19 protein-coding genes and 1 pseudogene are annotated in these 25,843 nt (G+C 74.4%); 4 read left to right on the forward strand and 16 right to left on the reverse strand.

Annotated elements, in window-relative coordinates:
• Positions 1-38: 38 nt before the first annotated feature.
• On the reverse strand, positions 39-1,055 hold the full coding sequence (gene pgfA, locus AGRA3207_RS14305) for a cell envelope lipid trafficking protein PgfA (RefSeq protein ID WP_231335117.1): 1,017 nt from the start codon (positions 1,053-1,055) through the stop codon (positions 39-41).
• A gap of 186 nt (positions 1,056-1,241) precedes the next feature.
• Between pgfA and AGRA3207_RS14310 the strand changes: the two genes are divergently transcribed.
• Both AGRA3207_RS14310 and AGRA3207_RS14315 read left to right on the forward strand, forming a co-directional pair.
• The gene (locus tag AGRA3207_RS14310; protein WP_231335118.1) at positions 1,242-2,027 is read left to right on the forward strand and encodes a class I SAM-dependent methyltransferase; all 786 of its coding nucleotides are present in this window, start codon (positions 1,242-1,244) and stop codon (positions 2,025-2,027) included.
• A complete protein-coding gene (locus tag AGRA3207_RS14315; RefSeq protein WP_231335119.1) occupies positions 2,024-3,235 on the forward strand; it encodes an acyltransferase family protein in 1,212 nt (403 codons plus the stop codon). Before AGRA3207_RS14310 ends, AGRA3207_RS14315 begins: the two co-directional genes overlap by 4 nt.
• 1,078 nt (positions 3,236-4,313) lie before the next feature.
• Here AGRA3207_RS14315 and AGRA3207_RS14320 read toward each other — a convergent pair.
• The 15 genes and pseudogenes from AGRA3207_RS14320 to AGRA3207_RS14385 form a co-directional block, all read right to left on the reverse strand.
• Positions 4,314-7,394 (reverse strand): annotated as a pseudogene (locus tag AGRA3207_RS14320) (alpha-(1->3)-arabinofuranosyltransferase domain-containing protein); the annotation flags it as partial.
• Between the two features lie 35 nt (positions 7,395-7,429).
• Complete coding sequence (locus tag AGRA3207_RS14325; protein ID WP_231335120.1) at positions 7,430-8,614, reverse strand: glycosyltransferase family 4 protein; 1,185 nt, start codon at positions 8,612-8,614, stop codon at positions 7,430-7,432.
• Positions 8,615-8,643: 29 nt separating this feature from the next.
• Positions 8,644-9,504: a glycosyltransferase gene (locus AGRA3207_RS14330; RefSeq protein ID WP_231335121.1), complete on the reverse strand. Its 861-nt coding sequence runs from the start codon at positions 9,502-9,504 to the stop codon at positions 8,644-8,646.
• Positions 9,505-9,516: 12 nt separating this feature from the next.
• Positions 9,517-9,648: a hypothetical protein gene (locus tag AGRA3207_RS39810; protein ID WP_273700043.1), complete on the reverse strand. Its 132-nt coding sequence runs from the start codon at positions 9,646-9,648 to the stop codon at positions 9,517-9,519.
• Positions 9,648-11,291 carry an MmpA family trehalose lipid delivery protein gene (locus tag AGRA3207_RS14335; RefSeq protein ID WP_231336291.1) on the reverse strand — a complete coding sequence of 548 codons (1,644 nt, stop codon included), beginning with the start codon at positions 11,289-11,291 and terminating at the stop codon, positions 9,648-9,650. The genes AGRA3207_RS39810 and AGRA3207_RS14335 overlap by 1 nt, the downstream gene beginning before the upstream one ends.
• Before the next feature lie 450 nt (positions 11,292-11,741).
• Positions 11,742-13,169: a hypothetical protein gene (locus AGRA3207_RS14340; protein WP_231335122.1), complete on the reverse strand. Its 1,428-nt coding sequence runs from the start codon at positions 13,167-13,169 to the stop codon at positions 11,742-11,744.
• A 125-nt stretch (positions 13,170-13,294) separates the two neighbouring features.
• A complete protein-coding gene (locus AGRA3207_RS14345; protein WP_231335123.1) occupies positions 13,295-14,101 on the reverse strand; it encodes an EI24 domain-containing protein in 807 nt (268 codons plus the stop codon).
• Positions 14,102-14,111: 10 nt separating this feature from the next.
• A complete protein-coding gene (locus AGRA3207_RS14350) occupies positions 14,112-14,981 on the reverse strand; it encodes an SDR family NAD(P)-dependent oxidoreductase (protein ID WP_231335124.1) in 870 nt (289 codons plus the stop codon).
• Positions 14,982-15,089: 108 nt separating this feature from the next.
• Positions 15,090-17,318, reverse strand: a complete 2,229-nt coding sequence (locus tag AGRA3207_RS14355) for a hypothetical protein (protein WP_231335125.1) — start codon at positions 17,316-17,318, stop codon at positions 15,090-15,092.
• Positions 17,315-18,076: a hypothetical protein gene (locus tag AGRA3207_RS14360; protein ID WP_231335126.1), complete on the reverse strand. Its 762-nt coding sequence runs from the start codon at positions 18,074-18,076 to the stop codon at positions 17,315-17,317. The genes AGRA3207_RS14355 and AGRA3207_RS14360 overlap by 4 nt, the downstream gene beginning before the upstream one ends.
• Before the next feature lie 71 nt (positions 18,077-18,147).
• Entirely contained in the window at positions 18,148-18,789 is a 642-nt protein-coding gene (locus AGRA3207_RS14365; RefSeq protein ID WP_231335127.1) for a Crp/Fnr family transcriptional regulator, read from the reverse strand.
• 79 nt (positions 18,790-18,868) lie between these two features.
• On the reverse strand, positions 18,869-20,005 hold the full coding sequence (locus AGRA3207_RS14370; protein WP_231335128.1) for a hypothetical protein: 1,137 nt from the start codon (positions 20,003-20,005) through the stop codon (positions 18,869-18,871).
• A gap of 194 nt (positions 20,006-20,199) precedes the next feature.
• Positions 20,200-21,753 carry a helix-turn-helix transcriptional regulator gene (locus AGRA3207_RS14375; protein ID WP_231335129.1) on the reverse strand — a complete coding sequence of 518 codons (1,554 nt, stop codon included), beginning with the start codon at positions 21,751-21,753 and terminating at the stop codon, positions 20,200-20,202.
• A gap of 210 nt (positions 21,754-21,963) precedes the next feature.
• Entirely contained in the window at positions 21,964-23,067 is a 1,104-nt protein-coding gene (locus AGRA3207_RS14380; protein ID WP_231335130.1) for an NAD(P)/FAD-dependent oxidoreductase, read from the reverse strand.
• A 165-nt stretch (positions 23,068-23,232) separates the two neighbouring features.
• Positions 23,233-23,976 carry a hypothetical protein gene (locus AGRA3207_RS14385; protein WP_231335131.1) on the reverse strand — a complete coding sequence of 248 codons (744 nt, stop codon included), beginning with the start codon at positions 23,974-23,976 and terminating at the stop codon, positions 23,233-23,235.
• Positions 23,977-24,702: 726 nt separating this feature from the next.
• On the opposite strand from AGRA3207_RS14385, the gene AGRA3207_RS14390 reads away from it, so the two are divergent.
• Positions 24,703-24,975, forward strand: a complete 273-nt coding sequence (locus tag AGRA3207_RS14390; RefSeq protein WP_231335132.1) for a hypothetical protein — start codon at positions 24,703-24,705, stop codon at positions 24,973-24,975.
• Between the two features lie 229 nt (positions 24,976-25,204).
• A complete protein-coding gene (locus AGRA3207_RS14395) occupies positions 25,205-25,840 on the forward strand; it encodes a carbonic anhydrase (protein WP_231335133.1) in 636 nt (211 codons plus the stop codon).
• Positions 25,841-25,843 lie beyond the last annotated feature (3 nt).

A 25,843-nucleotide genomic window follows, 5' to 3' on the forward strand; every position in this document is an offset into this window, starting at 1 on the left:
CAGCGACCCTAGGCGCGCCCCGTGCGGGAGAACAGGTTCTACCGGGTGAGGTCGGCGGACGCGGGTGGTGGCGCGTCGCCGAACCTGCCGTCCGGGCGGCGCGGTGCCCGCGGCGGTGGCGGGGCTCCGGGACCGAAGCCGACGACGCTGCCGACCAGCAGCATCATCAGGGCGCCGAGGACGGCGGCGGCCGGGATGTAGAGGCGCACCATGCCGATCTTGAGCGCGGCGCCGTCCGCCATGTCGACCAGGGCCCGCTGGTCCTTCGGGACGGTGACGAGGTCGGCCTGCGCGACGACCATCCTGCCCTTGCCGTCCGGGGTCCGGACGGTGCTGCGGATGTTCTGGCGGTGCTTGACGGGGATGCCCGTGCGCGGATCGACCCAGACGGTGTTGTACGCCTCGGTGTACCGGTCGACCTTGCGGTCCCCGCCCTTGGCGCCGAGCCCGAGCAGCCTGCCGGGGAGCCGGGTGTCGAGTGCGGCGGTCCTGGTCAGCGGGACGTGCTGGGTGAAGCGGTAGGCGGTGAGGCCCTGCACCTCCTCGACGCCGTTGAAGTGCATGGGCGCGGGCTGCCTGGTCGTCATGTCGAAGAACGGGTAGTCGCGCTTGCGCACGTCGGCGAGCGGGAACAGCAGGCCGTAGCCCGACATCCGCACGGAGTCGTCGCCGTCGACGTTGGCGCCGCAGCAGTCGACCAGCTCGGCCGTCCGCCGGTCGAAGGCGATCCGGTAGCCCTGGATCTGGATGGGCTTGTCCGGGTCGGATTTGTCGTAGATGTTGGTCGTGCTGTCCCAGACCGCCACGTCGTCATTGCCCTCGTTGGCCCGGACGTCCCCGCGGACGGTGTTGACCGCCGTGAGGCTGACGCCGTTCCTGAGCTTGAGCGCGGCGGCGTCGAAGTAGGCGGCGTTCGTCGCCTCCAGCCGGGTGAGCTGGTAGCGGTTCAGCGGCGCCACGACCACCCGGTCGGCCACGTAGAAGCGGACCAGCGGGGCGAGGGAGAGGAAGAAGGCGCCCAGGGCGATCAGGACGAGGCCGACCGGTCGCCTCATGCACACCTCCGGGGCTGCCGATGTCGTGCGGCCGTGGCCGCCTCCGGCCGGGTTACCCTACAGTACTTCCCGAACCGCCCGTCCAATAGCGGTTCGCCTCAGGCGGCGCAGGACGCACCCGCGCGGCAGAAGCCGGTGGAGGTCCCTCCCGCCCGTCCCGTCTCCGCGCGACCCCGTGAGGTGGCCATGGCCTCGGCACCCCCTGCCCCGCACAGGCACGTGCCCGGGGACGACGCGCCGCGGCACCGGGCGACGCTGGCGCGGTCGGTGCGGCTGCTCGGCGCGTTCCGCCGTGAGCAGCGGGAGCCGGAGTACTTCTACGAGCTGATGGCCCGCGACACCGTCGCGCACCTCGGCGTCTACACCGACCTCCGCGGCGCGACGGTCGTCGACGTGGGCACGGGCTCCGGTTTCTTCGCGCGCGCGCTGACCGCGGCGGGTGCGCGTTGCGCGGGCATCGACCACGATCCCGCCGAGCTGACCGCGCATGGGGCACCGGGTGCGGGGACGGTGGTCGCCAGCGCGCTGTCCCTCCCCTTCCGGACGGGCTCGGCCGACGTCTGCTTCTCGTCCAACGTGCTGGAGCACGTCCCCGACCCGTGGCGCATGGCCGGGGAGATGGTGCGGGTGACCCGGCCGGGCGGGACGGTGTTCCTGTCGTTCACCAACTGGCTGTCCCCGTGGGGCGGCCACGAGACCTCGCCCTGGCACTACCTCGGCGGCGACCGGGCGGCGCGCCGGTACGAGCGGCGGACGGGCCGCCCGCCCAAGAACCGGTACGGCGAAAGCCTGCACCCGGTCTCGGTGTCGGCGGCCCTCTCGTGGGCGCGCGGGCGCGAGGACGTGCGCGTCCTGGACGCCGTGCCGCGCTACCACCCGCGCTGGGCCGCGGGGATCGTCCGGGTCCCGGGCGTGCGCGAGTTCGCCACCTGGAACCTGGTGCTCGTCCTGCGCAAGGCGGGCGGCGCGTGACGACGGGGGCGCCGCCGATCTCCGGGCACCAGAACACCCTCGACGGGCTCCGGGCCGTGGCGGCGCTGGCCGTCCTGACGTTCCACGTGGCCGGGTCGGCGGGGGCGACCCTCGATCCGTCCGGCGCGCGGTGGCTGTACAACGGCGGGCAGGTCGGGGTGCCGATCTTCTTCACGCTGTCGGGGCTGCTGCTGTACCGCCCCTGGGCCGCCGCCGCGCTGGACGGGCGGGCGGCCCCGAGGCCCGGCGCGTACTTCCGCAGGCGCGCGGCGCGCATCCTCCCCGCCTACTGGGTCGTGATCATCTGTTACATGGCCACGGCCGGGCGCGGCCACGCCGGTGACCCCGGCACCTGGATCCCGCTGCTGACGCTCACCCAGACCTACCTGCCGGATCCCTGGTGGGACGGCGACCTCGGGCCCGCGCATCTCGGGCAGGTGTGGAGCCTCGCCGCCGAGGTCGGCTGGTATGCGACGCTGCCGCTCACGGCGGCGGCCCTCGGCTGGTACGCGCGGCGGGCCCGCGGCGACGACACCGGCGCGCGGGCACGGCGGCTGCTGGTCGGGATCGGCGCGTACGCGGCGCTGTCGCTGCCGTACTCGGCGGCGATGTTCGTCCACGGCGCGCATCCGCGGATGGGGCTGTGGCCGCCGAGGTTCCTCGCGTGGTTCGCGATCGGGATGGCGCTGGCCGTGGTGACGGTGTGGGCGCGGCTGGACGGCGGGCGCCCGGTGGCGGCGCTGTGCCGGGCCGTCGCGGACTCGTGGGCCGCGTGCTGGGCGGGCGCGGCGGCGCTGTACGTGATCGTGTCGACGCCGGTGACGGGGCCGGTGCGCCTCCAGACGCCGGACGCGTTCTGGACGTCGCTGCTCGACCTCGTCCTCAGCGGGGCGTGCGCGGCGGCGCTGGTCGCGCCGGTGGCGCTGGCACCGGCGGGGCATCCGGCGCTGGAGGCGATCCTCGGCAATCCGGTGATGCGGTTCCTCGGCCGGATCTCCTACGGCCTGTTCCTGTGGCAGACACTGATCATCGTCGGCTGGTACGAGGCGGCGGGCCGGACGTTCCGGGGGGACGTGGCGACGGATCTTCCGCTGCTGGCGGCGGCGTCCATCGCAGCGGCGACCCTGAGCCACCACCTGGTGGAACGGCCGTCGCTGAAACTGGCCCGCCGTCCCGCCCGGGTTCCGGCGACGGCGCCGTCCAGCTGAACGCGATCCCGTCGGCGGAGGCGCCGGAGGGCGGGCGTGCCCGCCACAGCCCGGCGGCGATCCGCCCGGCCACGGCGAGGCCGAGCAGCTGGGGCGCGATGTCGCCGAGCACGCCGGACGGGGCGCCGGGGTTGCCGAGCGTGCCCGTCCAGGCGGCCGCGGCGAAGCTGGCCGTTCCGGCGGTGAGGGCGAGGGCGGCCGTCCAGGGCGAGGCGAGGGCGCGCGCGACGCGGGAGCGGCGGCCGCCTGCCCAGCCGCAGGCCCCCGCGACCACGGCGGCGACGGCGAGCCCGGGGAGACCGGAGATCCAGCCGCCGAGAACGGCCGCGAGCGCGACGGCCGCCCAGCCGGGCCGGCCCCCCGCGGCAGCGGGCGCGGCAAGCGGGCGGGGGCGCGGGCGCGGGCCACGCCGGGCACCCGGCCAGACGGCGGCGACCAGCAGGAACACCAGCAGCGCCAGCCCGGCGGCGACCGCAGCGAGCTGCGGACGGTCGGGCCCGTAGGTGAGCCGGACCGTGCCCTTCGTCCCGGCGGGCACCACCCAGCCCTGCTTCCACCCGTCCAGCCGGACGGCCCGCAGACGGGTGCCGCCGACGGTGGCGCGCCATCCGGCGTTGAAGTTCTCGTTGACGACGAGGAACGACGGCCCGGCCGCGTCCACGCCCAGCTCGCGCGTCCCCGGCCCCCAGCGCCGCACCTCGACCGGCCGCGGCGCGGCGGCGCTGCGGCCGATGCCGCCGACGGTGACGGTCTCGACGCGGAACGAGTCGAGCGGGACGGCCGTCAGGTGGTTCGCCCCGGCCGCGAGCCGGACCGGGCGGCAGGCCGTGAACCGCAGCGGCACACCGCCGAGCAGGTCGCCGAGCGTGCCGTCGGCCCTGGTGGCGACGGGCCTCCCCCCGATCCGCAGCTTGGGCCCGTAGCCGCAGGGGAGCCGGAGCGGCAGGCCGCGGACGTCGCGGAACGGGCGGACGCCGGGGACGGTCACGTCCGTCAGCTGCACCGGCCGGAGCCGCGCGTCCCTCCGGAAGGTGAGGGTGAGCCGGTCGGTGGTCAGCGGCGCGAACGCCAGCCTGCCGCGCGCGTCCGGCAGGACCTCGCGGATCCCGCCGTCCCGTCCCTCGACGCGGACCCGGACCGGGCCCGACGCGCCGGGCGGGCGGGTGAGCGTCAGCGCCGAGACGCGCCTGCGGCCCTTCCACGCGATGGTGAGCGCGGGCGCGGGGTCGCGCTCGGCGGCGATCCACGCCGTGCCGGGGTCCGCGTCGAACGCCGACCGCGGCTGCCCGGCCGGATGGGAGGTGAGGGTGGACGTCGCGGTGACGGCCGGCTCCCCCTTCGGCGTCGTGTACCGCTGGACCAGCCGCCGGTCGGTGAGCACGGCCGTCCCGGTGAGGGGCGCGCGGGCGAGCGCCGGGGACGTGAACGTCCGGTCGAATCCGTAGCCCTCCTCGTCGCCGGTGCCGAGGGACGGCGAGCACACCCACCGCAGGCTGCCCCTCATGCAGTCGGGCCTGGCGCCGGGCGCGCGGCTCATGGTGTACGCGGCGGGCGCGTCCGCACCGGCGGGCGGCGGCAGCGCGTAGGTGCGGGACGGGCGCACGCCATCGATGGTCAGCTCGGCGATCCCCGCGCGGGCGAGCGCTGGCACGACCGGCTCGGACGCGACGGCGATGACGCGCACCCGCACCCAGCGCGTCGGCCCGCCCGGCACGCGGAGCGGCTGCGCCGCCGGGACGGGCCGGACGTCCTGCTCCAGCGCGCCGCGCTCGGTCTCGACCGCCACCCGCGCCACGGGCGGCCCGGCGCCGGGGTCCTGGACGAACGAGGCGGACAGGGACGGCACGGCGCGCGGCCCGTCGAAGCCGACGCGCAGCCACTGCCCGACCGGCCCGTCCCAGCCGCCGGTCTGCCATGACGTCGACGGGTCGCCGTCCAGCGCGGCGAACGGCGTGGCGCCGGGGTCGCGCCCCTGCGGGATCGCGTCGTCGCCGCCGCGGGAGGTGGACGCGGTCACGTCGCGGACACCGCCGCCGTAGGCGGCGCGGGTGGTGTATCGGTCCCAGCCGTCGTCCAGCACGTCGGCCGCGCGGGCGGCACCGGAGGCGGAGAGGGTCGGCGACGTCTGGTGCAGTTCCCCGAAGGCGCGGCGCAGCAGCCGGGGCGAGTCGGTCACCACCGGCGTCCCCCGCAGGTCCGGCGCGTCGTCGCCGAGCAGGACGGGTCCGGCGGGCAGCGCGCCGTCGTCGGCCATCGCCAGCAGCGACTCCGGCCCCCCGTACACGCGCACCGGACGGGACGCGGGGGCGAGTCCCGCGACGTCCGCCGCGCCCGTCACCTCGTAGACCTCCAGCGCCGGGTACCGCTGGTCCACCGCCGACACGGCGTCGTCGACGAGGTCGCCGCCGGCCGGGGGGCCGAACGCGGCGGCCCGCCGCAGGCCGGGCGAGGCGTCCAGCGCCTGGTGCACCCGCGCCGGGTAACCGCCGCGCAGCGCCTCCCGCCGCAGGTCGTTGCGCACGAGGACGTACCGGATGCCCATCCGGCCGAGGAAGGCGGCGAGGCCCGGCGAGCCCTGCCCGGACCGGACCTGCTCGTCGATCGCGTCCAGCGCCCGCGTGTATCCGGGCGACCCGGCCGGGACGAGCTGCCGGACGCCCCACCGGGCCGTGAGCAGCGGCTGGACGATGTCGTCCATCGGACGGCCCCACACATACTCGCCGAACGAGGCCCCCGGGACGGCGAGGACGCCCTGATGCCCGGCCCGCCCGTTCAGCCAGGACGCCGCGTCCCGCCAGTAGCGGGGCACCTGCGTGAAGTCGCCCGGACCGGACAGGCCGTGCGCCGCCGCCGTCACGCCGATCCCGCCGAGCGCGAGGACCGCCGCCGCCGGGACGCCGGCCAGTCCGCTCCACGCGCGTCCGAGCACACGCCGGTGCGGCGCGGTGGGCAGGGCCGCGAGGCCGAGCGCCAGCGGCAGCCGGACGACCGCGTCGAACTTGTGCAGGTTGCGCAGCGGCGCGAGCGGCCCGTCCAGCAGGTCGCGCACCTGCGGGGCGAGCGGGCCGGGCAGCCCGCCGAGGTGGCCCGCCGACACGATCGCCAGCCCGGCCAGCAGCGTCACCAGCAGGAACGTCCGCTCGGACGGCGCCGCGGACCGGCGCAGCAGGCCCGCGACGCCGAGCGCCGCGACCACGCCCGTGCACAGGACGGGCAGCGGGCTGAGCGACAGCGCGTGCCCGACCGGCCACCAGACCTGACCGTCCACGACCAGGTAGCCGACCCAGCGTTCCGCGCCGCGCAGGACGGTGACCAGGCCCGTCGGCCCGGTCGTCGTCGACGCCTTCTCGGTGTAGGTCAGCCAGGAGAACCCGTACGTCCCGGACAGCAGCAGCGGGATCAGCCACCACGCGGCGGCCGCGCCCGCCGCCGCCGACCACCACGCGAGCAGCCTGAGCCGGAACGTCCCGCGCGGCCGTGTCGCCAGGTACAGCAGCGGGACGACCAGGACGGCGACGGTCGCCGTCGCGTTGACGCCGCCGCAGCACGCGACGGCCAGCCCCGACCGGGCCGCCGCGCGCGCCCGCCCGGTCTCGCCCGACACCGCCGCCACCAGCGGCAGGACGATCCACGGCAGCATCGCGGCGGGCAGGTACTCCGAGGAGAGCCGGCCGAGCGCCGCCAGCCCGTTCGGCGCCAGCGCGTACGCCATCGCGGCGACGAGGCGGGTCCCCGGCCCGCCCAGGCCGAGCCGCCCGGCGAGGCGCCGCGTGCCGGTGAACGCCAGGCACATCAGCAGCGTCAGCCACAGCCGCTGGGTGATCCACGGCGGCAGCCCGGCCAGGTCGCCGAGCGCGTGGAACGGGCCCATCGGGAACAGGTAGCCGACGGCCTGGTTCTGGAGCTGCCCGAACTGCTCGGGGTCCCAGGGACGCAGCGCGCGGCCGAGGAAGCCGAGCGGGTCCACCGCCATGTCGATCTTGGTGTCGGCGAGGATCGCGCCGGGACGGCTGCCGAACGCCAGCGCCGCCAGCACCAGGCAGCAGGCGGTCACGCGGAGCCTTTCACGGAGCCGCGCCGCCGCGTCCGCGCCTTCGCCAGTGCCCTCCTGTGGTCCGCCCGGGGAGCCGACCGGGGTGCCGGCCTCTCGCACGGCCATCTCGTCCCAGCCCCTCTCCGCCGAGCGCCGCTCCTTCAGGCCCGTCCCCGATGCCCCGACAGGGTCCACCCGGGGTGCTCGTCACCGTACCGGTGGACGTCGCGGACCGAGGCCGCGAGCAGTCCCGCCATCCGCGCGGCGGTCCGCTCCCAGTCGAACTCCGCCGCCCATGCCCGGCACGCCGCCGCGACCTCCGCGCGCCGCGCCGGGTCGGCGAGTTCCTTCAGCGCGCGCTCGGCCGTGTCCGCCGCGCCCTCGCCCGCGCCGGTCAGCCAGCCGGTGACGCCGTCGCGGACGGCGTCGCGGAGCCCGTCCACGTCGCGCGCGACGGTCGGCACGCCGAGCGCGGCGGCCTCGATCACGCTGAGCCCCCAGCCCTCCCCCTCGGAAGTACTGAGGTGCAGGTCGGCGCGGGCGAGCAGGGCGGTCTTGACGCCCTCGGCGACATAGCCGTGCGCGATCACCGTGCCGCCGAGGCCCCGCCGCCCGATCCCCTCGGCGAGCGCGGGCGCCTCCGGGCCGTCGCCGACGACGTGCAGCGTGAGCCCGGGGTGGCGCCCGGCGAGCCGCTCGGCCAGGTCGAGGAGCAGGTCGAGCCGTTTGTGCGGGACGAGCCGCGTCACGCAGACCAGCTCCGGGTCGCCCACCGGCCCCAGCGCCGACCCGTCCGCGCTGGCGGGGGGCGTGCACCCGTTGGGGACGACGTACGCCGGACCGGTCCACGCCAGCCGCTCGCGGACGGCCCTCAGCGTCGACGGCGACACCACCGCGTACGCGTGCCGCCGGTACGTCCAGCGGCTGACCGGACCCTCCAGCTTCTGCCCGAGCCACGCGAGCCACGACGGGAAGTACAGGCCGAACTGCATGTCGTGGACGTGGTGGATCACGCAGAACACCGGCACGCGCCGCGGCAGCACCCACGGGCTGAAGAACGGGATGCCGTTCTGGCAGTCGACGACCGCGTCGAACGAGCGGCGGCGGACCAGCATCCACAGCAGCACCAGCGGGTAGACGGTGAACCGCCCGCCCAGGCGGACGAACTCGACGTCCTCGACCCGGTCCCGGCGCCGCTGCCCCGGCGCCCTGCACGTCACATAGCGGACGCGCGCGCCGCGCCCGGCCAGCCTGCGCGCCAGCTCCCACGCGTAGCGCTCGGCGCCGCCCGCCGCCGGATGCCACGGGTCGCGCCAGTTGACGACCGCCAGCCGGAGGCCCGTCACGGAGACGTCACCGGCTTCGGGACACCCGCTCATCCCGGTCCGGCGCCCGAGGCCGAGGACGAGGAGAGCCCGCTCGCCGAAGACAGGCCGCCCTGCGGCGGGACGACCGGGCCGGAAACCGCCCCGGGTGCCGTGACCACATCGCGGACCACGACAGCGGGCGGCCCGGCACGTCCGACACGCGCGCGGATGCGGGCCAGGTCGACGAAGCACTGCAACGAATGCCGCCGCACCGAGAACGTCGACCCCGGGCGGTCGCGCCAGATCACCGGGATGTCGGTCACGACCGCGCCGCGCCGCACGCACTGCGCGAGGAGCTCGACGTCGAAGGAGAACCCGGCGGTGCGCACCTCGGCCGCCGCCGCGCGGCCGAGCGGCCCGGCGAAGAACTTGAACCCGCACTGGGTGTCGGACAGGCCGCCCGCGATGTCGCGCACGACCCGGTTGAAGGCCAGGGCGCCGAGCCGCCGGAGCGGCAGCGCGTAGCCCTCGACGACCGACCGACCGTGGCGCCTTGACCCCACCACGACCGGGCGGCCCTCGCGCAGCAGGACGAGCGCGTCGTCCAGCGCCGCGAGGTCGGTGGCCATGTCCGCGTCCATGAACCCGATGTAGGGGGCGGACGTGGCGAGCAGCCCGGCGCGGACGGCGGCGCCCTTGCCGCGGCGCTCGCAGCGCAGCAGCCGGACGGGCACGGGACCGCGCCAGGAACGGGCGATGCCCGCCGTCCCGTCGGTGCTCGCGTTGTCCACGACGAGGATCGTGGCGCGCACCGGGAGCCGCGCGAGCTTGTCGCCGAGCAGGCCCAGCCCCCGGGGAAGCCGGCCGGCCTCGTTGTAGGCGGGGACGACGATCTCCAGGGGGGCGGGGCCCTCAGGCCGGGACCCCATCAGGACGCGGGATCAGCGGGAGCCGTAGTTGTACAGCGGCTTGACGACCGGGTCCTTCTGGGAGGCGTTCGCGAGTTGCACGGCACCGAAGGAGGCGCCGGTGGCCAGTAGTACACCGACCAGCGCGGCGATGGCGATGCGCATCAGGTGACCCTTCGACGGGGGTTGCGGGGGTGGATACCGCCGAGTAACGGAAGGCCCACAGTAGTGCGTGGGGCGAGGATCGACCAAGAGACCAGAAGGCACACGGCAGTCCACGCGGCCACCACGGGTACCACCGGCACCGTCCGCTCCCGCACTGGTCGGACCCCGTCGATCCGGTAGACGGCCAGGTCGGGGCCCCGCAGTACCTCCACCGCGCCGGGCGGGCGGTTGGCAGTCGTCTCCGCGTCGGCGACGACGTACCGCACGCCCGCGTCACGCAGCGTCGAAGCAGGCGGCACCCCGGCCGCCACGGCCCGGTTCAGCCGGACGGCCCTCGGGTCCTCAGCCGCGACGGCCGCGCCGGACACCCCGCCCACGGCGACGGCGTCGTTCACGATCACACGCCGGTGCAGGTAGCGCGGCAGCGGGTCGAGGACGCGGCGCCCGTGGTTCCAGGGGTAGCTCCGGTAGGCCGCCCACGGCAGCACCAGCACGTCACCGGACGCCCGGTCACTATCGATGATCTGCCGCGCGCGCGCCCAGTCCGCCGGGTACCGGACGGCCCGGAGCTCGCCCGCCGCGCCCCACGCCAGCGTGGGCAGCAGGAACAGCGGCGCGAGCACCGCCGCCGGGGCGACCAGCGGCAGCCGCGCGTCGGCGGCCCGGTCGGCGGCCGTCCCGAGCCCCACCGCGACGACGACGGCCAGCGGCGCCACGTACTGCTGCCCGTCGCGCAGCACCGCGAACCCCGCCCACAACCCGATCAGCCCTTCGAGCGCGCCCCCCGCCACGGCACCCGACGCCGCCACGGCGAACCCGGCCGCCCCCGCCGCGCCGAGGCCCGTGCCCCACCCCGTCCGCGCGTAGGCGGCGAGGGCCACGACCACCACGAGCAGCCAGACGGCCGCGGTGACGGGCGCGCCGTACCCGGCCGGGACGGTCTCGCCGTTCCAGACGCCGCCCAGCGACAGCAGGCTGCCGAGCGTCCCGAACGGCGTGTCGGCGCGGGCCGCGAACGCCCCCACGGCTGCGCCGTCCTCGGGGATCCCGGCGGGGCGCAGCAGCCCCGGCACCAGCCACGGGAGGCTGAGTCCCCCCACGGCCGCGACGACCCGGCCCCCGGCGCGCGCGCGTCCCGCGCCCGTGCCCGTGACCACGGCGACGGTCAGGGCGGCGATCCCGGAGACGGTCAGCGCGGCGAAGCCGCCGATCGCCGCGGGGATCAGCGCGCGGACCAGCCGACGGGCGCCCCCCGGCCGGTCCGTCCCGGCCGCCGCCGCCATGACCCAGGGCAGCGCGGCATAGCCGAGCAGCAGCGCCCACTGCCCGAGCAGCAGCCGCTCGGCGACGAACGGGTTCCAGGCGTAGCAGACCCCCGCGGCCAGCCGGGGCACGAGGCGGCGCGACGGGACGAGCGACGCCGCCGCCGTGCACGCCATCACGAAGACCGCCAGCAGGACGAGCTTCTGGACCACGTCCGCCGGGACGACGGCCGCGAGCGCCGTGACGACCGCGTCGCTCGGCACGTGCCGCGGGACCGTCCCGGTCAGCCCGAACGTCAGCCGGGTGAACGCCGGGCCGGGCACGAACACCATGTCGTAGGACAAGACGAAGCCCGGCGCGAGCCCCGGCCCCAACGCCACCACCCCAAGCCCCAGCCCCGTAACCCCGGCGACCAGATGCAACACCCCGCCACTCAGGGGGGTCCGCCCGCCCGCAGGGGTCCGCTCGCTCGCGGAGGCTTGGTCACTCGCAGGGGTCCGGTCACCTGCGGAGTCCCGCTCACCCGCGGGGGCCCGGCCACTCGCGGGGGTCCGGCCACTCGCCGAGGCCCGGCCGTCCGCGGGGGTCCGGCCGCCCGCAGGGGTCCGTCCACCCGCGGAGGCCCGCTCACCCGCCGGAGTCCGGCCGCCCGCAGGGGTCCGTCCACCCGCGGAGGCCCGCTCACCCGCCGGAGTCCGGCCGCCCGCAGGAGGCCGGTCACTCGCCGAGGCCCGGCCGTCCGCGGGGGTCCGGTCGTCCGCGGGGGTCCGGTCGTGGGGTGGGCGGTTCATGGCGCCCTGGACGCTACCCGACGGGGCCGGGCCCGGGGGTCAGGCCGCGACCTTCAGCCGCTTGACGAACTGGTTCAGGTCCGGCCACACCTTTTTGTGGGTGTTCGGCAGCGACGCGAACACCACGGCGGGCGCCGGGCGGCCCGTGTCGATCACGGCGGTGGCGACGATCTCGCCCGTCGCGCGCACGCCGGTCCGCTTGTAGGTGAGGTACGAGGCGATCAGCCAGCCCTTGTGCCCGCTCACGGTCAGCGGCGCCGACGCCAGTGGCGCCGTCCGGTGCGGGAACCCGTAGTACTGGCCCTCGAAGCCCTTGGCGGCCATACCGGTGACGTTCTTCACGCTCCCCGGGCCCTTGTAGGAGCTCCGCAGCGACGGCGCCAGCGTGCCGGTGAGGAACTGCCCGTACCAGAGCCGCCCCGGGTGCCGCTCGGTCACCAGGACCTGCTGCCCGGACCAGCCCGGCGTGCCCAGCTTGTTCTGCTTCGTGGGGAGCTGCCAGGGCGCGGCGAACCGGGGCCACGACAGCCCCGAGCGCGCGTCGGTCACCTGCCCGAGCACGCGGCTCGGACGGCCCGCGAACGTGCGGAGCGGCCGGTCGGGCGGCAGCTTCACCCGCGCCTCCTGGAGGTCCTGCGGCTGCTGCTGCGGCGGCTGCGCGGACGCCGTCCCTCCCGGTGTGCCCTCTCCCCGCTTCGGCTCGCCGTCGCCGCCGCGTCCCTTCAGCAGGTAGACGCCACCGGCCGCGACCAGCGCGACCACCAGCAGGCCCACCCCGCCGACCAGGACCAGCCGGGTCCGACCGCCGCCGTCCAGCTCGCCGCGCGCGGCGCTGGGCGAGCCGCCGAGCTTGGCGTCGGCGGCCTCCTCGTCGGCCATCCAGTCGGGCATCTGCCAGTTGCCGCTGCTCGGCTTGCCGGGACGGGCCGGTCCCCCGACCCCCGTCGGGACGGCCGGCTGGTAGCGCGGGTCACCGTCGCCCTCGTCGAACAGCGAGCCCTCCCACTGGGGGGAGTCGTCGCCCGGGACCGGCGCGACCTTCACGTCCTCGGCGGCCACCGGCTCACCGGGCGCCTGCCCGGCCTCGGCGAACCCGCCCTCGGCGAACCCGGCCTCGGCGAACCCGGCCTCGGCAGGGCCCGGCGCGGCGGGCTCGGGCTCAGCGGGCTCGGGCCCGGCGGCCACAGGCTCCTCGGCCACGGGCTCGGCGCGCGCGGGTTCCGCGGGCGCGGGCCAGGCGGGCGCGGGCGGCGGCTCCGGCGCGGCGGCCGGGGTCTCGACCTTTCCCCAGATGTCATGCGGCGCGAGCGGCGGCGGTTCCGTGAACTCGGTGCGGCCCGGGGCCTCGGGGACGGCTCCCTGCGGGGCGTCCGTTCCCGATCCGGCCTGCGGCTCCCCCGGGCCCCGGCCGGTGTCACTCTCGCTCATTTCGGTCCAGCGCACGCCGCGCTCCCCCTGATCGGACATGCGGCACACGTTACGCGAAGATCATCATTTGCGTCCGGAAGGGTAATCACGCTCCGGACACAATGCCCCCGCGCGCAGGCCCCTTACGTACCGCCCGCCGTGCCCTGCACTCCGCAGTGGCGTGCTCACCCCAGGACGAGGCCGCCGGTCCCCTCCCGTGCCCCGTCCGCGAGGCGTTCCCGGGCCAGGAGCGTCCCGCCCGCGACCGCGCCGGGCATCGCCAGGACCGCCCCCAGCGGGATGAGGAACACCACGAACGTCGCCGCGCCGAACCCCACCGCGAGCGGGCGGTTCCGCTTGAGCAGCGCGAACCGTTCGCGCCGTCGCAGCCCGCGCCGCTCCAGCGCCACCGACGTCAGCTCACCGGCGAGGAAGTAGCCGGACACGCACGCCGCGACCACCGGCACGACCGTCTGCCCCACCACCGGCAGGAACCCGCACGCGAAGAACACCACCGCGAACGCCAGTGCGATCACCGCGAGGAGCACCGCGTCCTTGACCGCCCGCGCGATCTGCACCAGGAGCGGGACGTCCGGCTCCGGCGGCGCGCCGCCCTGCGACTCCTCGACCCGCACCGCGATGGCCTCGTAGAACGGGTCGCCGACCAGCAGCGTCACCGCGGTGAACGTGATGACCGCCAGGAACAGCGACGTGCCGAAGAGGGCGAGCCCGGCGACGACCCGCGCCGACGTGCGCGCCCCGTCCGCCCAGCCGTCGGCGAACGGCGTCGCCCATTCGGCGAGGCCGTCGAGGTTGTACGCCAGCGCGGTGAGCGCCGCCACGTACAGCACCAGCACGATCAGGGCGGGGATGAGGCCGAACAGCCACTGGGCGGGGTGCCGGGCCGTCCACGCGATGCCGCGCAGCAGGTAGCCGACGCCGTTGAACAGGTCCTTGAGGCCCGACGGCCGGGGGGCGTCCTCGTCGCTCACGCACCCCACGCTATCGGGACGGCAGCCCCACCAGGCGCGCCGAACGCTCCCAGACGTCCCGTCCGAGCCCCGGATCCTTCAGCGCCCCGGCCATCGGCAGCAGCCCGGCGCCCGGCGTGGAGCTGTAGAAGCCGCCGCTGCACGTCTCGAACTCCGGGTCCGCCGCCAGCCGCAGCGCCATCCGCGCGCCCTGCGCGGGCGTGCGCAGGACGGGCGTGCGCGCCAGCAGCGTGCCCAGCCTCTCGGTGCCCCGCACCTCCCGCGCGAGCCCGGTCGCGACGGCGCCGGGGCACACCGCGTTCGCGGTGACCCCGCTGCCCTCCATCCGCCGCGCCAGCTCCCGCGCGAACAGGATGTTCAGCAGCTTCGACCGCCCGTACACGCGCATCGCGCCCGCCGCCCGGTACGTCCCCGGCTCGGCCATCCGCTCCACGTCCAGCCGCCCGGCCTGCCGGTGCGCCTCGGACGCCACGACCACCACCCGCGACGGCGCGCCCTTCTCCAGCGGCCCGAGCAGCAGGTTGGTGAGCAGGAACGGCCCCAGGTGGTTCGTCGCGATCATGCGGTCGTGGCCGTCGGCGCTGGTCTTGGCCCGCAGCAGGTGCACGCCCGCGTTGTTGACCAGCACGTCCAGCCGGTCGAACCGCTCCACCAGCGACGCGGCGACCCTCCGCACGTCCATCTGCACCGACAGGTCGCCGAGGAACGTCTCGACCCGCGCGCCCGGGACGTCGCGCGCCAGCTCGTCCACCGTCGCCCTGCCGCGCAGCTCGTTGCGGCACACGATGGCCACGTGGAACCCCCGCCGGGCCAGGCCCCGGGCGATCTCCTTCCCGATCCCGGACGTCCCGCCGGTCACGATGGCGATCTTGGTGTGCATGTCCCCACCCCACCACCGCGCGGGACGTCCCGGCAAGCGACCCCCGAAACCGCCCCGCGCCCGCCCGGCGCCCGCCCGGCGCCCGGCCCGCCCGCGCGGGGCGGCCGCTCACTGGCCGAGCATCGACCGGATCCGCACCCAGGCCATCAGCAGCAGCCGCTTCCACTCCGGGTACAGCAGCCGGACGAACACCTCCTGCCTGACCTCCTTGACCCCGCGGCGCCGCGGCCCCTCGTCCGCCCACCGCCGGACGGCGTCCAGGACGACCATCCGGCGCCGCAGGTCGGCGACCTGCGGCGCGACCGCCGCCTGCGCGGCCTCCCCGGGCGTCCGCTCGATCATCGCGACGATCCGCTTGCGCATCCGCGGATGCGCGGCCGCCGCGTCCAGCCACAGCCGGAACGCCGGCTCGAACGCGGGGTGCGCGCCGGGCGACTCCGCCTCCGCGCCCACCGCCACGGCCCACGCCGCCGCGCACTCCATCGGGTCGACGGCGTCCCGACCCACGAGGATCGCCGGGAACCCCTCCCCCGTAACCTCGACGGTCAGCATGAGGAAGATTTCCGTCCCCACCGCCGCCGTGTGCGGGTTCGGGCGTCCCGCCCACGCCAGCGCCGCGCGCAGCACGTAGGCCCGGTACCCGCCCGCGGCCAGCCGCCGCGCCGCGTCCAGCAGCAGCGGGCGCATGTGCGGGCCGCATCCCGCGAGCAGCTCGATCACCTCCAGCACGCTCCGCAGCCGCGTGCCGTCCGGGACGGCCGGGCCGGGGGCCACAGACTCCCCCGGCGGAGCGGCCAGCGGACGGTCGTGCTCGGCCAGCGCGACCCGCAGCCCCACGCGCGCCCGGTGGAACATGTCCTTCTGGGAGGACAGGTGCGCGGCGGTCCGGCACCAGGTGAGCGCGGCCTGGAACACCCTCCCGGGGTGGAGCTCGGCGAGCGCCCGCACCACCTCGTACACCTCGTCCTGGACCTGCTCGTCCCCGTAGGTGCCGAGGTGCTTGAGCCGCGTCAGCGCGATCGACGCGTGCGTCTCCCCGAGCACCTGGCAGACGCGCACCACCGTCAGCTTCAGCGTCTGCGCCGTCCGCCGCTCGGTGGACCACCCGTAGAGCTGCCGCCGGACGCGCCCGCCGACCCGCTGGTGCAGGCACGTCCTGGCCAGCGCGACGTACGCCAGGTCCGCGGAGTGGTGCACCGACGCCCACTCCGCCGCCTTCCGCAAAATCTTCCCCACCGCGTCGTGCTCGGCCGCGAGGTCGGCGAACACCGCGACGAGCTTCTGCCGGAGCCCGTCCCGCAGCTCCACGACCTCGTCGGTGGGCAGCTCCGACAGCCACGACAGCAGGTCCATGCGCGCGAGCGGGTAGTCGTCCCAGACGTGCTGGAGGACGGAGTCGGCGTACCCCTGCCGCCGGAACACGACCAGGTCGTCGACCCGGTCCGCGCCGAGCAGCTCGCTCAGCCCGGTGGACGGGCACCAGGAGAGCCCGCCGCCCTCCACCTTGATCTTGAGCTGGCGCGCCAGGGACATCGCCGCCCCGTACACGCTCGTCTCGTCCGCCGGGGCGATCGTCGCGGCGGCGATCATCAGGGTCTGGTCGCGCAGGTCGCCGTTGGACACGAACCAGCCGCGCAGATGCTCGTCCCAGCCCCGGTACGCCAGCTCCACCTCGCGCTCGTCGCCGCCCGCCGCGACGAGGTCGGCGAGGCGGCGCGCGTCGCCGGGCGTCGCGTCCTTCAGCAGCTCGGCGGCGCGCGGCCAGTCCGGCCAGCCGCGCCCGACGCCGCGCCGCGCGAGCCGCGCCCGGTAGACGGCGTCCGGCGGCGGCGGATGCACCGGCAGGACGCGCAGGAACTCCGAGAACGGCCGCTGCTCCGCCTGCGTCCCCACGACGAGCAGGAACCCGCCCGAGGCGTGCACCGCCTCCAGGCACGACCGCAGCCGCGACGGGTCCTCATCACCCGCGCGGACGAGGTACCCGCACGCCCGCGCGGCGGCGATCTCCTCCACGTCGTCCTCGTCGGTGGAGAACAGCCGGATCGGCAGGTCGGGGCGCAGCCACCGCAGCGCCGCGACGGCCGTCGTCGTGACGCCCGTCCCGGACGCCCCGGCGAGCGCGACCGCGTGGTGGCGGTCGAGCGCGCCGACGATCTCCTCGTGGTTGAGCGCGGGCACGTACCCGGCGACCCGGTCGGCGATCTCCCCCTCCGACAGCACCATCGACGGACGGCCCCGGACGAACTGGAGCTGCGTCTGGATGAGGTCGCCCGAGACCGTGTTCCCGATCGCGCTCTGCCCGTCCCCGGTGACGGTCACATCGTCGAACTCCGTCATCGGCGCTCCTGCCGCAGATCGCCGCCGACGATGTTGCCGATCGCGTTCTGGCCGTCCCCGCCGATGGTGATCCCGCCGATGGACGGCCTCTCCCCGGGCGGGACGGACGCGCGCGGAGCCTCCGCGTCCCCCGCTTCGTGCTCGGCGGGCTCGGCGATATCGGGCGCCCGCGACGGCTTCGGCACGTACAGGTGGGCGTGCCGGGCGAACTGCTTCACCGCGATGGCCACCTCGGTGAACTGGCTCTCGCGCAGCCCGGTACGCCCGCCTGCGACGTAGACGCTGAACATCTCCGCCGAGAACAGGAACGCGGCGTAGGTGACCTCCGGGTCGCTGTCGCGCAGCGCGTCCCGCAGCGGCGGCCCATCGACGAGCCGGTTGACGTCGACGGTCGCGGCGGAGATGCCCGGCGCGTCCGGGCGCTCGTCGTCCACGAGCCCGACGTGCATCGCCACCCGGAGCCGCAACCGCATCCCCCGCGCCCGCAGCCCCGGCGCGGACGCGGCGAGCTCGTCCTGCAACCGCCGGGGAAAGGGGTCCGCCAGCCGGGGCGCCACCTCGTGCGGCAGCACCGCGAGGACGCCGTCGCCGGTGCTCTGCACGAACCGGAGGCCCTTCCACGTGTCGCCGAGCCCGCTGTCCTCGAACGCCGCCGCCAGCACGCGCCGGATCTCCAGGTGCAGACGGGGCAGCTGCACGTCGCTGTGTGCGCTGAACCTCTCGGCGTCGACGACGAGAAGGGCGCGGAAGGCTTCCATGGATGCTCTCTCCAGGGGTTCGGCAGATTCCCCCAACCCTGGAGAAGCCGGGCGGCCGCCTGTGTCTGAAATCAGACAGACCCGTGACCCGATTCGGCCAGCGCCCGCAGCCCGGGCAGGTCCACGATGACGATCCGGCGCCGCTCGGTCATGACCAGCCCCCGCTCCCGCAGCCGCGCCAGCTCGGCGGCGACCACGCTCCGCGACAGCCCCACCGCCTGCCCGATCTCCGTCTGCCCGAGCCCCACGTCCACCGGCTCACCCTCGGCCACCGCCGCCAGCCGCACCAGCGCCCGCGCGACCCTCGGCCCGGCGGGGAGCGCGGCGGTCTCCGCCCGCCACGTCTCCCCTTCCCGGATGCGCCGCATGGCCCGCCGGAGCAGCTCGTCCCGCACCCCGGCCGACTGCGTCAGGAACCGGAACCGCTCGGCGGTCACGACGCGCGTGACGCACGCGTCCACGGCCACGACCGTCGCCGACCGGTCGTCCCCGCCGAGCACCGCCATCTCGCCCAGCAGCTCGCCCGGCCCCCGGACGGCGACGAGCAGCACCTCGCCCTTCGGCAGCGTGAGCGATACCTTGACCCGTCCCGACACCAGCACCAGGACATGCGTCGGCGGATCGCCCTGCCGGAGCACGACCTCTCCCGCGCCGAACCGCCGCTCGCTCCCCGCCGAGACCAGCCGCTCCCACATCAGCCCCGAGACGTCCACACCCTCTGTCTCCCACACCGGCCCCGGCCACGCCTCAAGAACCGGAAAGAGACACCCGGCGACCGGCCGCCCGGCCGCCCTATACGGCGATCGGCTGGGCGAGGCGTTCGCGGTACTCGGCGACGACGGGCCGCCCGGCCTCCGCCTCGGGCACGGCGTCCAGCACCCTCTTGGCGATCACTCTCACGTATCGACAGCTGTGGTCAGAGGGAATGTTCGCCAGAGTGCGCTCGGCGTGGCCGATACCGTCATCGATATCTCCTCCACGTACCAGCGTCACCGCCTCGTGCAGTGCGACCTGAGCGCGCGCCCTGATTCTGGTGGGCTCGTACGCGGCGGAAGCGGCTGCGTGGGCCTGTGCCGCCTCCTTGACCGGACCTATCGCCGAGTAGACGAAGCTCTCGGTGTGCAAGAGCCGGTGCTCCGGCCATGTCTGAAGCGAACCTCCGTCCGCGATGACGGCGTCCGGGAGCGTCTCGAAGGTACGTCGAAGCCGCCCGACCGCGGCTCGCGCATCGTCGGTGGCACCGATCACGGAAAGCACTTGGGCCTTGCAGGCCATGGCCTTCAACGTGCCGGTTGTCGTGTTGCCGTCGGACAGGCGAATGGCGGCCTCGGCCCGATCGAGCACCAGTCGGAAGGGTCTCCCCTGATAGAGGGTGTCCATAGCCTCATGGCCCTGGACCCAGACCCGAAGATTGCGATCGTCCGAGACGTCGGCGTAGTGGCGTGCGGAATGCCACCAGTCGCGGGATTCGCGCAGCATGCCCACCTGAGTCGCCGTCATGGCCATGATGGAGGCCAGGGTCGCGCCGACACCATAGAACTTGGCGAGTTTCTCGACGTCGTCAGTCCGGTCGATGACCGCTGTCAGAGCGAGAACGTCGGCGGCGATCTCGGACATGAGCGCCTGCGGCGGGCTGACCAGATAAGAGTGCCCGTATTCCCAGGCGACTTCCTGCCAGTCCTCGGCGGCGTGCTCGTGACCGCGTTGGGCGAGTGATGCGTCGAATTCATTTCGGACGACCGAAAGAGCATCGCCTTGAGCGGCCGTTACTGCGCCCAGCGCTACCAGGCTCTCCAACACCCTGCGGCGTTCCACGACTGCTGCCGCCTCCTCTTCACCGAGAGGGTCGGCACTCATGCTACCAAACAGGTCCGCTTCGTCCAGCTCGAAAATGCGGGAACTGACGGGCGTTCCGGAAAGACCGGGCATGAGAATCGACCTCACGGATAGGGCGCGGTCCTGGCTGGACGATTCCAGCATGACAGCGCATGCCGGGCCGAGAGAGATGCGACAAGAATGCCACCGAAATGCCACACTCCCTTATGATCAAATAACCGGCGATGGGGTGCCGACCGGGCATTATCCGACGTGAATCAGGCCGTGAACGCCGCCGCCCGGCCGCCCTATACGGCGATCGGCTGGGCGAGGCGTTCGCGGTACTCGGCGACGACGGGCCGCCCGGCCTCCGCCTCGGGCACGGCGTCCAGCACCCTCTTGGCGATCACCCGGATCCCGCGATGGCGATGGGCGACGGGAAGGCCGGTGAAGGTGCGTTCAGCGTGAGCGATGCCGTCACCGATGTCTCCTTGACGCACCATCGTTGTCGCCGCGTGGAGTGAGACCTGGGCCAGCGCTGGAGCCCTGTCCGGCGAGTATGCCGCGAGGGCGGCGGCGTGGGCGCGTGACGCCTCCTTGGCAGGCCCGAAGGCCGAGTAGACGAAACTCTCGGCGTGCAAGAGCCGGTTCTCCGGGCAGTTCAGGATCGAGCCGCTGTCCGCGGTGGCGCTGCTCGGCAGCTTCTCAAAGGCGGTCCACGCCTGCCTGAGCGTCGTCTTCGCCTCGTCGACGGCCCCGATCTGGGCGAGGGTCTGGGCCTTGGCGCCCATCGCCTCCAGCAAACCCGGCGTGGCACGCCCATTGGACAGGCGGATCGCGCTCTCAGCCTGATCGAGCACCATCCGGTAGGGCCGCCCCTGGTAGAGGGAACTCATGGATTCGTGCCCTTGCACCCACACACGGACATCGCGGTCGTCAGACACGTCGGCATAGCGCCGCGCCGAGCGCCACCAGTGGCGGGACTCGCCCAAAAGTTCCAGAGCGCTCGTCGTCATCGCCATGAGCGACGCCAGGGTCGCGCCGACGCCATAGAGCCCCCCGAGACGGACGGTGTCGGTCTCCCGATCGATGACGTCCATCAGGGCGACGATGTCACCGGCGAGTTCCGGCATGAGGGCTTGGCGCGGCGTGAACAGATAGGAGCGACCGTGCTCGTCAGCGACTTCTCGCCAGTCGTCGACGGCATTTCCGTGGCCGTGTTGGGCGAGTGATGCGTCGAATGCATTTCGGACGACCGAAAGAGCATCTCTTTGTGCGGCCGTTACTGCGCCCAGTGCTACCAGGCTCTCCAGCAACCTGCGACGTTTCACAACTTCTGCCGCCTCCTCTTCACCGAGAGGGTCGGCACTCATGCTACCAAACAGGTCCGCTTCGTCCAGCTCGAAGATGAGCGCGATGGTGGAGGCCCAGTCGCGAGGATAATTCGCACCTTTTTCCCAATGGCGGATCTGCCGGGCCATGGAGGTGATGTCGCCGTTCACGATATTGGCGGCCGCGAACAGGCGCCTGGCCATCTCGCGCTTGCTCCACCCCCGGGCCTCCCGCTCCTGCCTGATCCGGGCGCCGACGCGCACGTTGAGGGGGTTGAGGGCCTTGGGCGGACGCGCGGAGGCGGACGGGTCCAGCAGGGCGGCGAGCTCGTCCAGGCTCATCTTGCAGACCTCGGCCAACACGGGCCGCAGGTGGGGCTGGGGCTCGGTGTACCCCGCCTCCCAGCGGGAGATGGTGGAGCGCTCGACGCCCAGGAACACGGCGAGGGAGTGCTGGGTGTGCCCGGCGGCGCGGCGCGCCCGGGCCAGGTGTGGACGGGAACTGACGGGCGTTCCGGAAAGACCGGTCATGAGAATCGACCTCACGGATAGGGCGCGGTCCTGGCTGGACGATTCCAGCGTGACAGCGCAGGCCGGGGCCCGAGAGAGATGCGACAAGAATGCCACCGAAATGCCACACTCCCATATGATCAAATAACCGGCGATGGGGTGCCGACCGGGCATTATCCGACGTGGATCGGGCCGTCAACGCACCCGTAACGCCGACGGCTCGGGCGACGGTCAGAATCGCTCGAAGCGGAAAGGTGCCAGGACATCGTCATGGTCTTCGCCCAGCGCTTCGCCCGCCACCAGATCTCCGGCGTGCAGGCACAGGGTCGCGCCGCTGTGGGAGACGGCGAAATAGAAGTTGGGCAGTTCGGGCGCCCGTCCCAATACCGGCAGCCCGTCGCCGGGAATGGGCCGCTCCCCCACGCGGACGCTCTCCACGGTGGCGGCCCGGATCCCCGGATAGAGCGCGCGGCCCGCCTCCAGCAGGCCGTCCACCGCCGACGGCTCGACGGCGATCTCGCCGCCGGACACCCGCACAGCGCCGTCGATCTCCGCGGTGTGCAGCAGCAGGCGCTTGGCGCCGCCGGGCCGCAGGTGCACATGCGGCGCGTGGACGACGCAGGTCACCGACACCGCGACGGGCGAGGTGTAGACGAGCACGCCGCGGGTGTTGCGCATCGGCAGGCTCAGGCCGGCGAGCTCGGCGATCGCGGCGGCCCGCGGTCCCGCGCAGTTGACGACCGCGTCCGCCGACAGCCGCCGCCCCGACGCGAGCCGGACGGCGCGCACCCTGCCGTCGGACACCTCCACATCGGTGACGGCGACGTTCCGTACCAGCTCGGCGCCCCCGGCGACCGCGCTCGACAGCAGATGGCCGACCAGGCGCGCCGGCTCGATCCAGCCCTCGCGCGGGAAGAACGCGATCTCGTCCGGCAGCGCCGCGGGGTCGATGTCCGGTTCGAGGTCCCGTGCCTCCGCGCGGCTCAGCCAGCGCGCCTCGTACCCGTAGTCCAGGACACCGGCGACCTTCGCCCGCAGCTTCTCGCGGCCCGCGTCGTCACCGGCCCACTCCAGGTTCCCGCCCTCGTGGTACCAGTCGCCGCGGGGACGCGCGGCCGCCAGCCTCCGGTGCGCCTCCATGCTCGCGACGTTGAGATCGTGGTAGGCCCGCGGCTCCTTCCCGCAGGAGTTCGTCCAGGAGAACGTCGCGCCGGAGGTGCCGCCCGCGGGCGCGCCCGCGTCCACGACGACCACCCGGGCGCCCCGCCGCGTCAGCGCGTCGCCCACCGCCGCCCCGTAGACCCCGGCTCCGACGACCACCACGGTCTCGACCACGCGGACCACCCCGTCCCCTGACGGCCACCCGCCGCGCGAGTGGACAATTCCACACCATCGTGTGCGGAACGTAATCCTTTTGCAAAGACGCCAGGTCAGGGTCGGATGGAGCGGGCGAATGGACCGCGCCGCCAGGGATCCGGGCGACGCGGGAGGGGGGCCGGGTCAGGTGAGGGGGCGTCCGGGACGGGGCACGCCGGTCTTGGCCTCGGTGAGGCGGGTCCGGGCCTCGGCGAGGCGTTCGCGCAGGTCGTCCACGGACTTTCCGGTGACGCCGGGCGTGGCGGTCTCGTCGGCGACGAGCCGCTCGTACCACTCCACCACGCGGCGCGCGTAGCCGATCTGGAGGGCCTGGCTGCGGGACGGGCTCCCGGTGGCGGCCTCCTCCAGCAGCCCCGCCGCGGCCTCGACCATCGCGCCGTGCTCGGCGGTGCTCATCGGCACGAGCCCGGCCGAGACCTGGTGGTCGGGGTCACCGCCGATCATCGCCTCCTGCTGCCGCACGGCCGCCCAGCCGTCCAGCCGCGCCAGCGTCTCCGGCGACGCCTCGGCGCCGGTCGGCAGGCCGGCGACGCGGGAGTCGCCGGTCAGCCAGGACTCGATGATCGCCTGGTCCACCTCCCGGCCGGCCTCGGCGTAGCGCTCCTGCGCGGCCTGCTTGGACACCTCGCCCAGCGCCTCGCCGATCGCCGCCCACGGCGCACCGCGGCGCCGGTCGTACAGGACGGCCAGCCGCACGACGTCCTCGACCGCCGCGGCGAGCTGCCGCGCCTCGTCGGTGACATCGCCCGGAAGGCCGTCGGCGTCGGTGCGCGCCAGCCCGGTCGCGCGGTCGGCCAGCGCGGCCGCGGCCTCGCTCAGCGCGACCCGGATCCGCGACGCGCGGTTCAGGTCCACGGATTCGCTCACCCGACAAGGATCTTGTGACACGCGACACCCGTCAACAAACCCGACACATCCCCACCACTCGCCCCAACCGCGCAGCGCGCATCCGTGGCCGCACGCCCCGCCGTCCGGCCGCCGTCCCGGACGGGGGCGCCGGGCCCTGTCGGCTGCCTGGTCTGCCACGGGACCGGTGTACAGCGCGGCCGCCTGCCAGACGCATGCCGTCTTCCCATAGCCTCGCGGGCCCTCGCGGCAGGCGCATGGCTCCCCGGGACGGGCGACCGGGGCGCCTCCCATTCCCCGTGACCGATCCCCGTCGGCGGATGACGGCCATTTCGGCGGCGTCCCGTCTACGGCATGCGTGATCTGGGCGGACGTCCCCCGCGATCCCTGACAGTGATCCCTTACCTGCATGACTCACATGTTTTCCTTCTCGCACACGCAATCCGAAAACGTAATGGTTTCGCCCGTCCATCCGTTACCGCGGAGCCTGATGCCCAGGGTTAATGATCACATCATTGGCCCGTCATCGCCCAGAGATACCGTGTAGTCTGTGCAATCGAGCGTCACGAGCAGCCAGGGTAACCGCGCGAGTCGGGACGGAGGCCGCGGAGGGTGGTACAGCGCAGGTCAATACAGTGTGCTGTCGCCCTTTGCGTCGTCGTCATATGCGGTTGCCTGCACCTGGTATGCGGCTCCTGCCTCCAGTCCGCGCGGCCCGGACAACCCGCGGCACCGACCCTGACGCTGATGGAGAATCCACGAAAGGTCGAGGCGGTCACCTCGGACGACGGCTGCGCGAAAGAGCGGTCCGGGCGGAAGGCTCCCGAGCATCTCACCATCCGGCTGACCAGCAGGGCCCTCGGCCCGCAGCTGGTCAGGGCCCCCGACGCCCTGTCGTCCCCCGCACGGCGCGCCTTCGAGGCGAGCGCCGTCCCCCGCCGCGCCGGCGGCTTCCTGCACGCGATCGGCGGGCAGGCCGCCGGGCAATTCCTTGCCCTTTTGCAGGTCTTCCGCTGCTGACAGCCGCGTTCACCGTCCCCTCTTCTTTTCGGTGCGCACCCCTGCCCCTGAGGGCAGGACCCCGGTAAATCATCAGTGCCCGAAACGCATTTGTGAGACGAGCTCCTCCATGTGCGTCTGACCCGTCGGCGCCGCGACCGGGTCCACCGTGCGCCCGATCCGTTTCCCAGTCGACTCCGTCCATTGCCCCTACCGGTCATCTGACGGTTTATTCGAGGGTGTGTTCCGCATGCGTACTTTCATTGACCATGCTCGTTCCTTTCGCGAGGACGTCACCAGGCGCGGTGAGGACTTCAGCGGCCTCGCCGCGGGCCAGTCACCGCTGGCGCTGTTCATCAGCTGTTCCGACTCGCGGGTGATCCCGTCGCTGTTCACCGGCGCCCGCCCGGGTGAGCTGTTCGAGCTGCGCACCGCCGGGAACATCGTTCCCCCCTACCGCCTGGACCGCCCCGCGGGGGAGGTCGCGACCATCGAGTTCGCCGTCGAGATGCTCGGCGTCGCCGACATCGTCGTCTGCGGCCACTCGCACTGCGGCGCCGTCGGCGCCCTCCTCGGCGCCGCCGACCTGCGCGCCGCGCCCGCGCTCCGCGGGTGGCTCGCCGAAGTCGCCGACGGGACGCCGGGCATCGGGCGTCCCGCGCAGGCCGCCGAGGACGGCGCGTCGCCCGCCGCGCCGCCGCGCGGCGACCACGCGGCGGCGGCACAGCGCCACGTGCTCGCCCAGCTGGACCGGCTGCGCCGGTACCCCAGCATCCGGCGGCGCGTCGCCGACGGCCGGATCACCCTGCACGCCTGGTACTACGAGGTCCACACCGGATCGGTCCTCATGCACCGGCCGAGCACCGACGCCTTCCTTCCCCTGTAGCGA

It is taken from the genome of Actinomadura graeca (assembly GCF_019175365.1).
Classification (GTDB): domain Bacteria; phylum Actinomycetota; class Actinomycetes; order Streptosporangiales; family Streptosporangiaceae; genus Spirillospora; species Spirillospora graeca.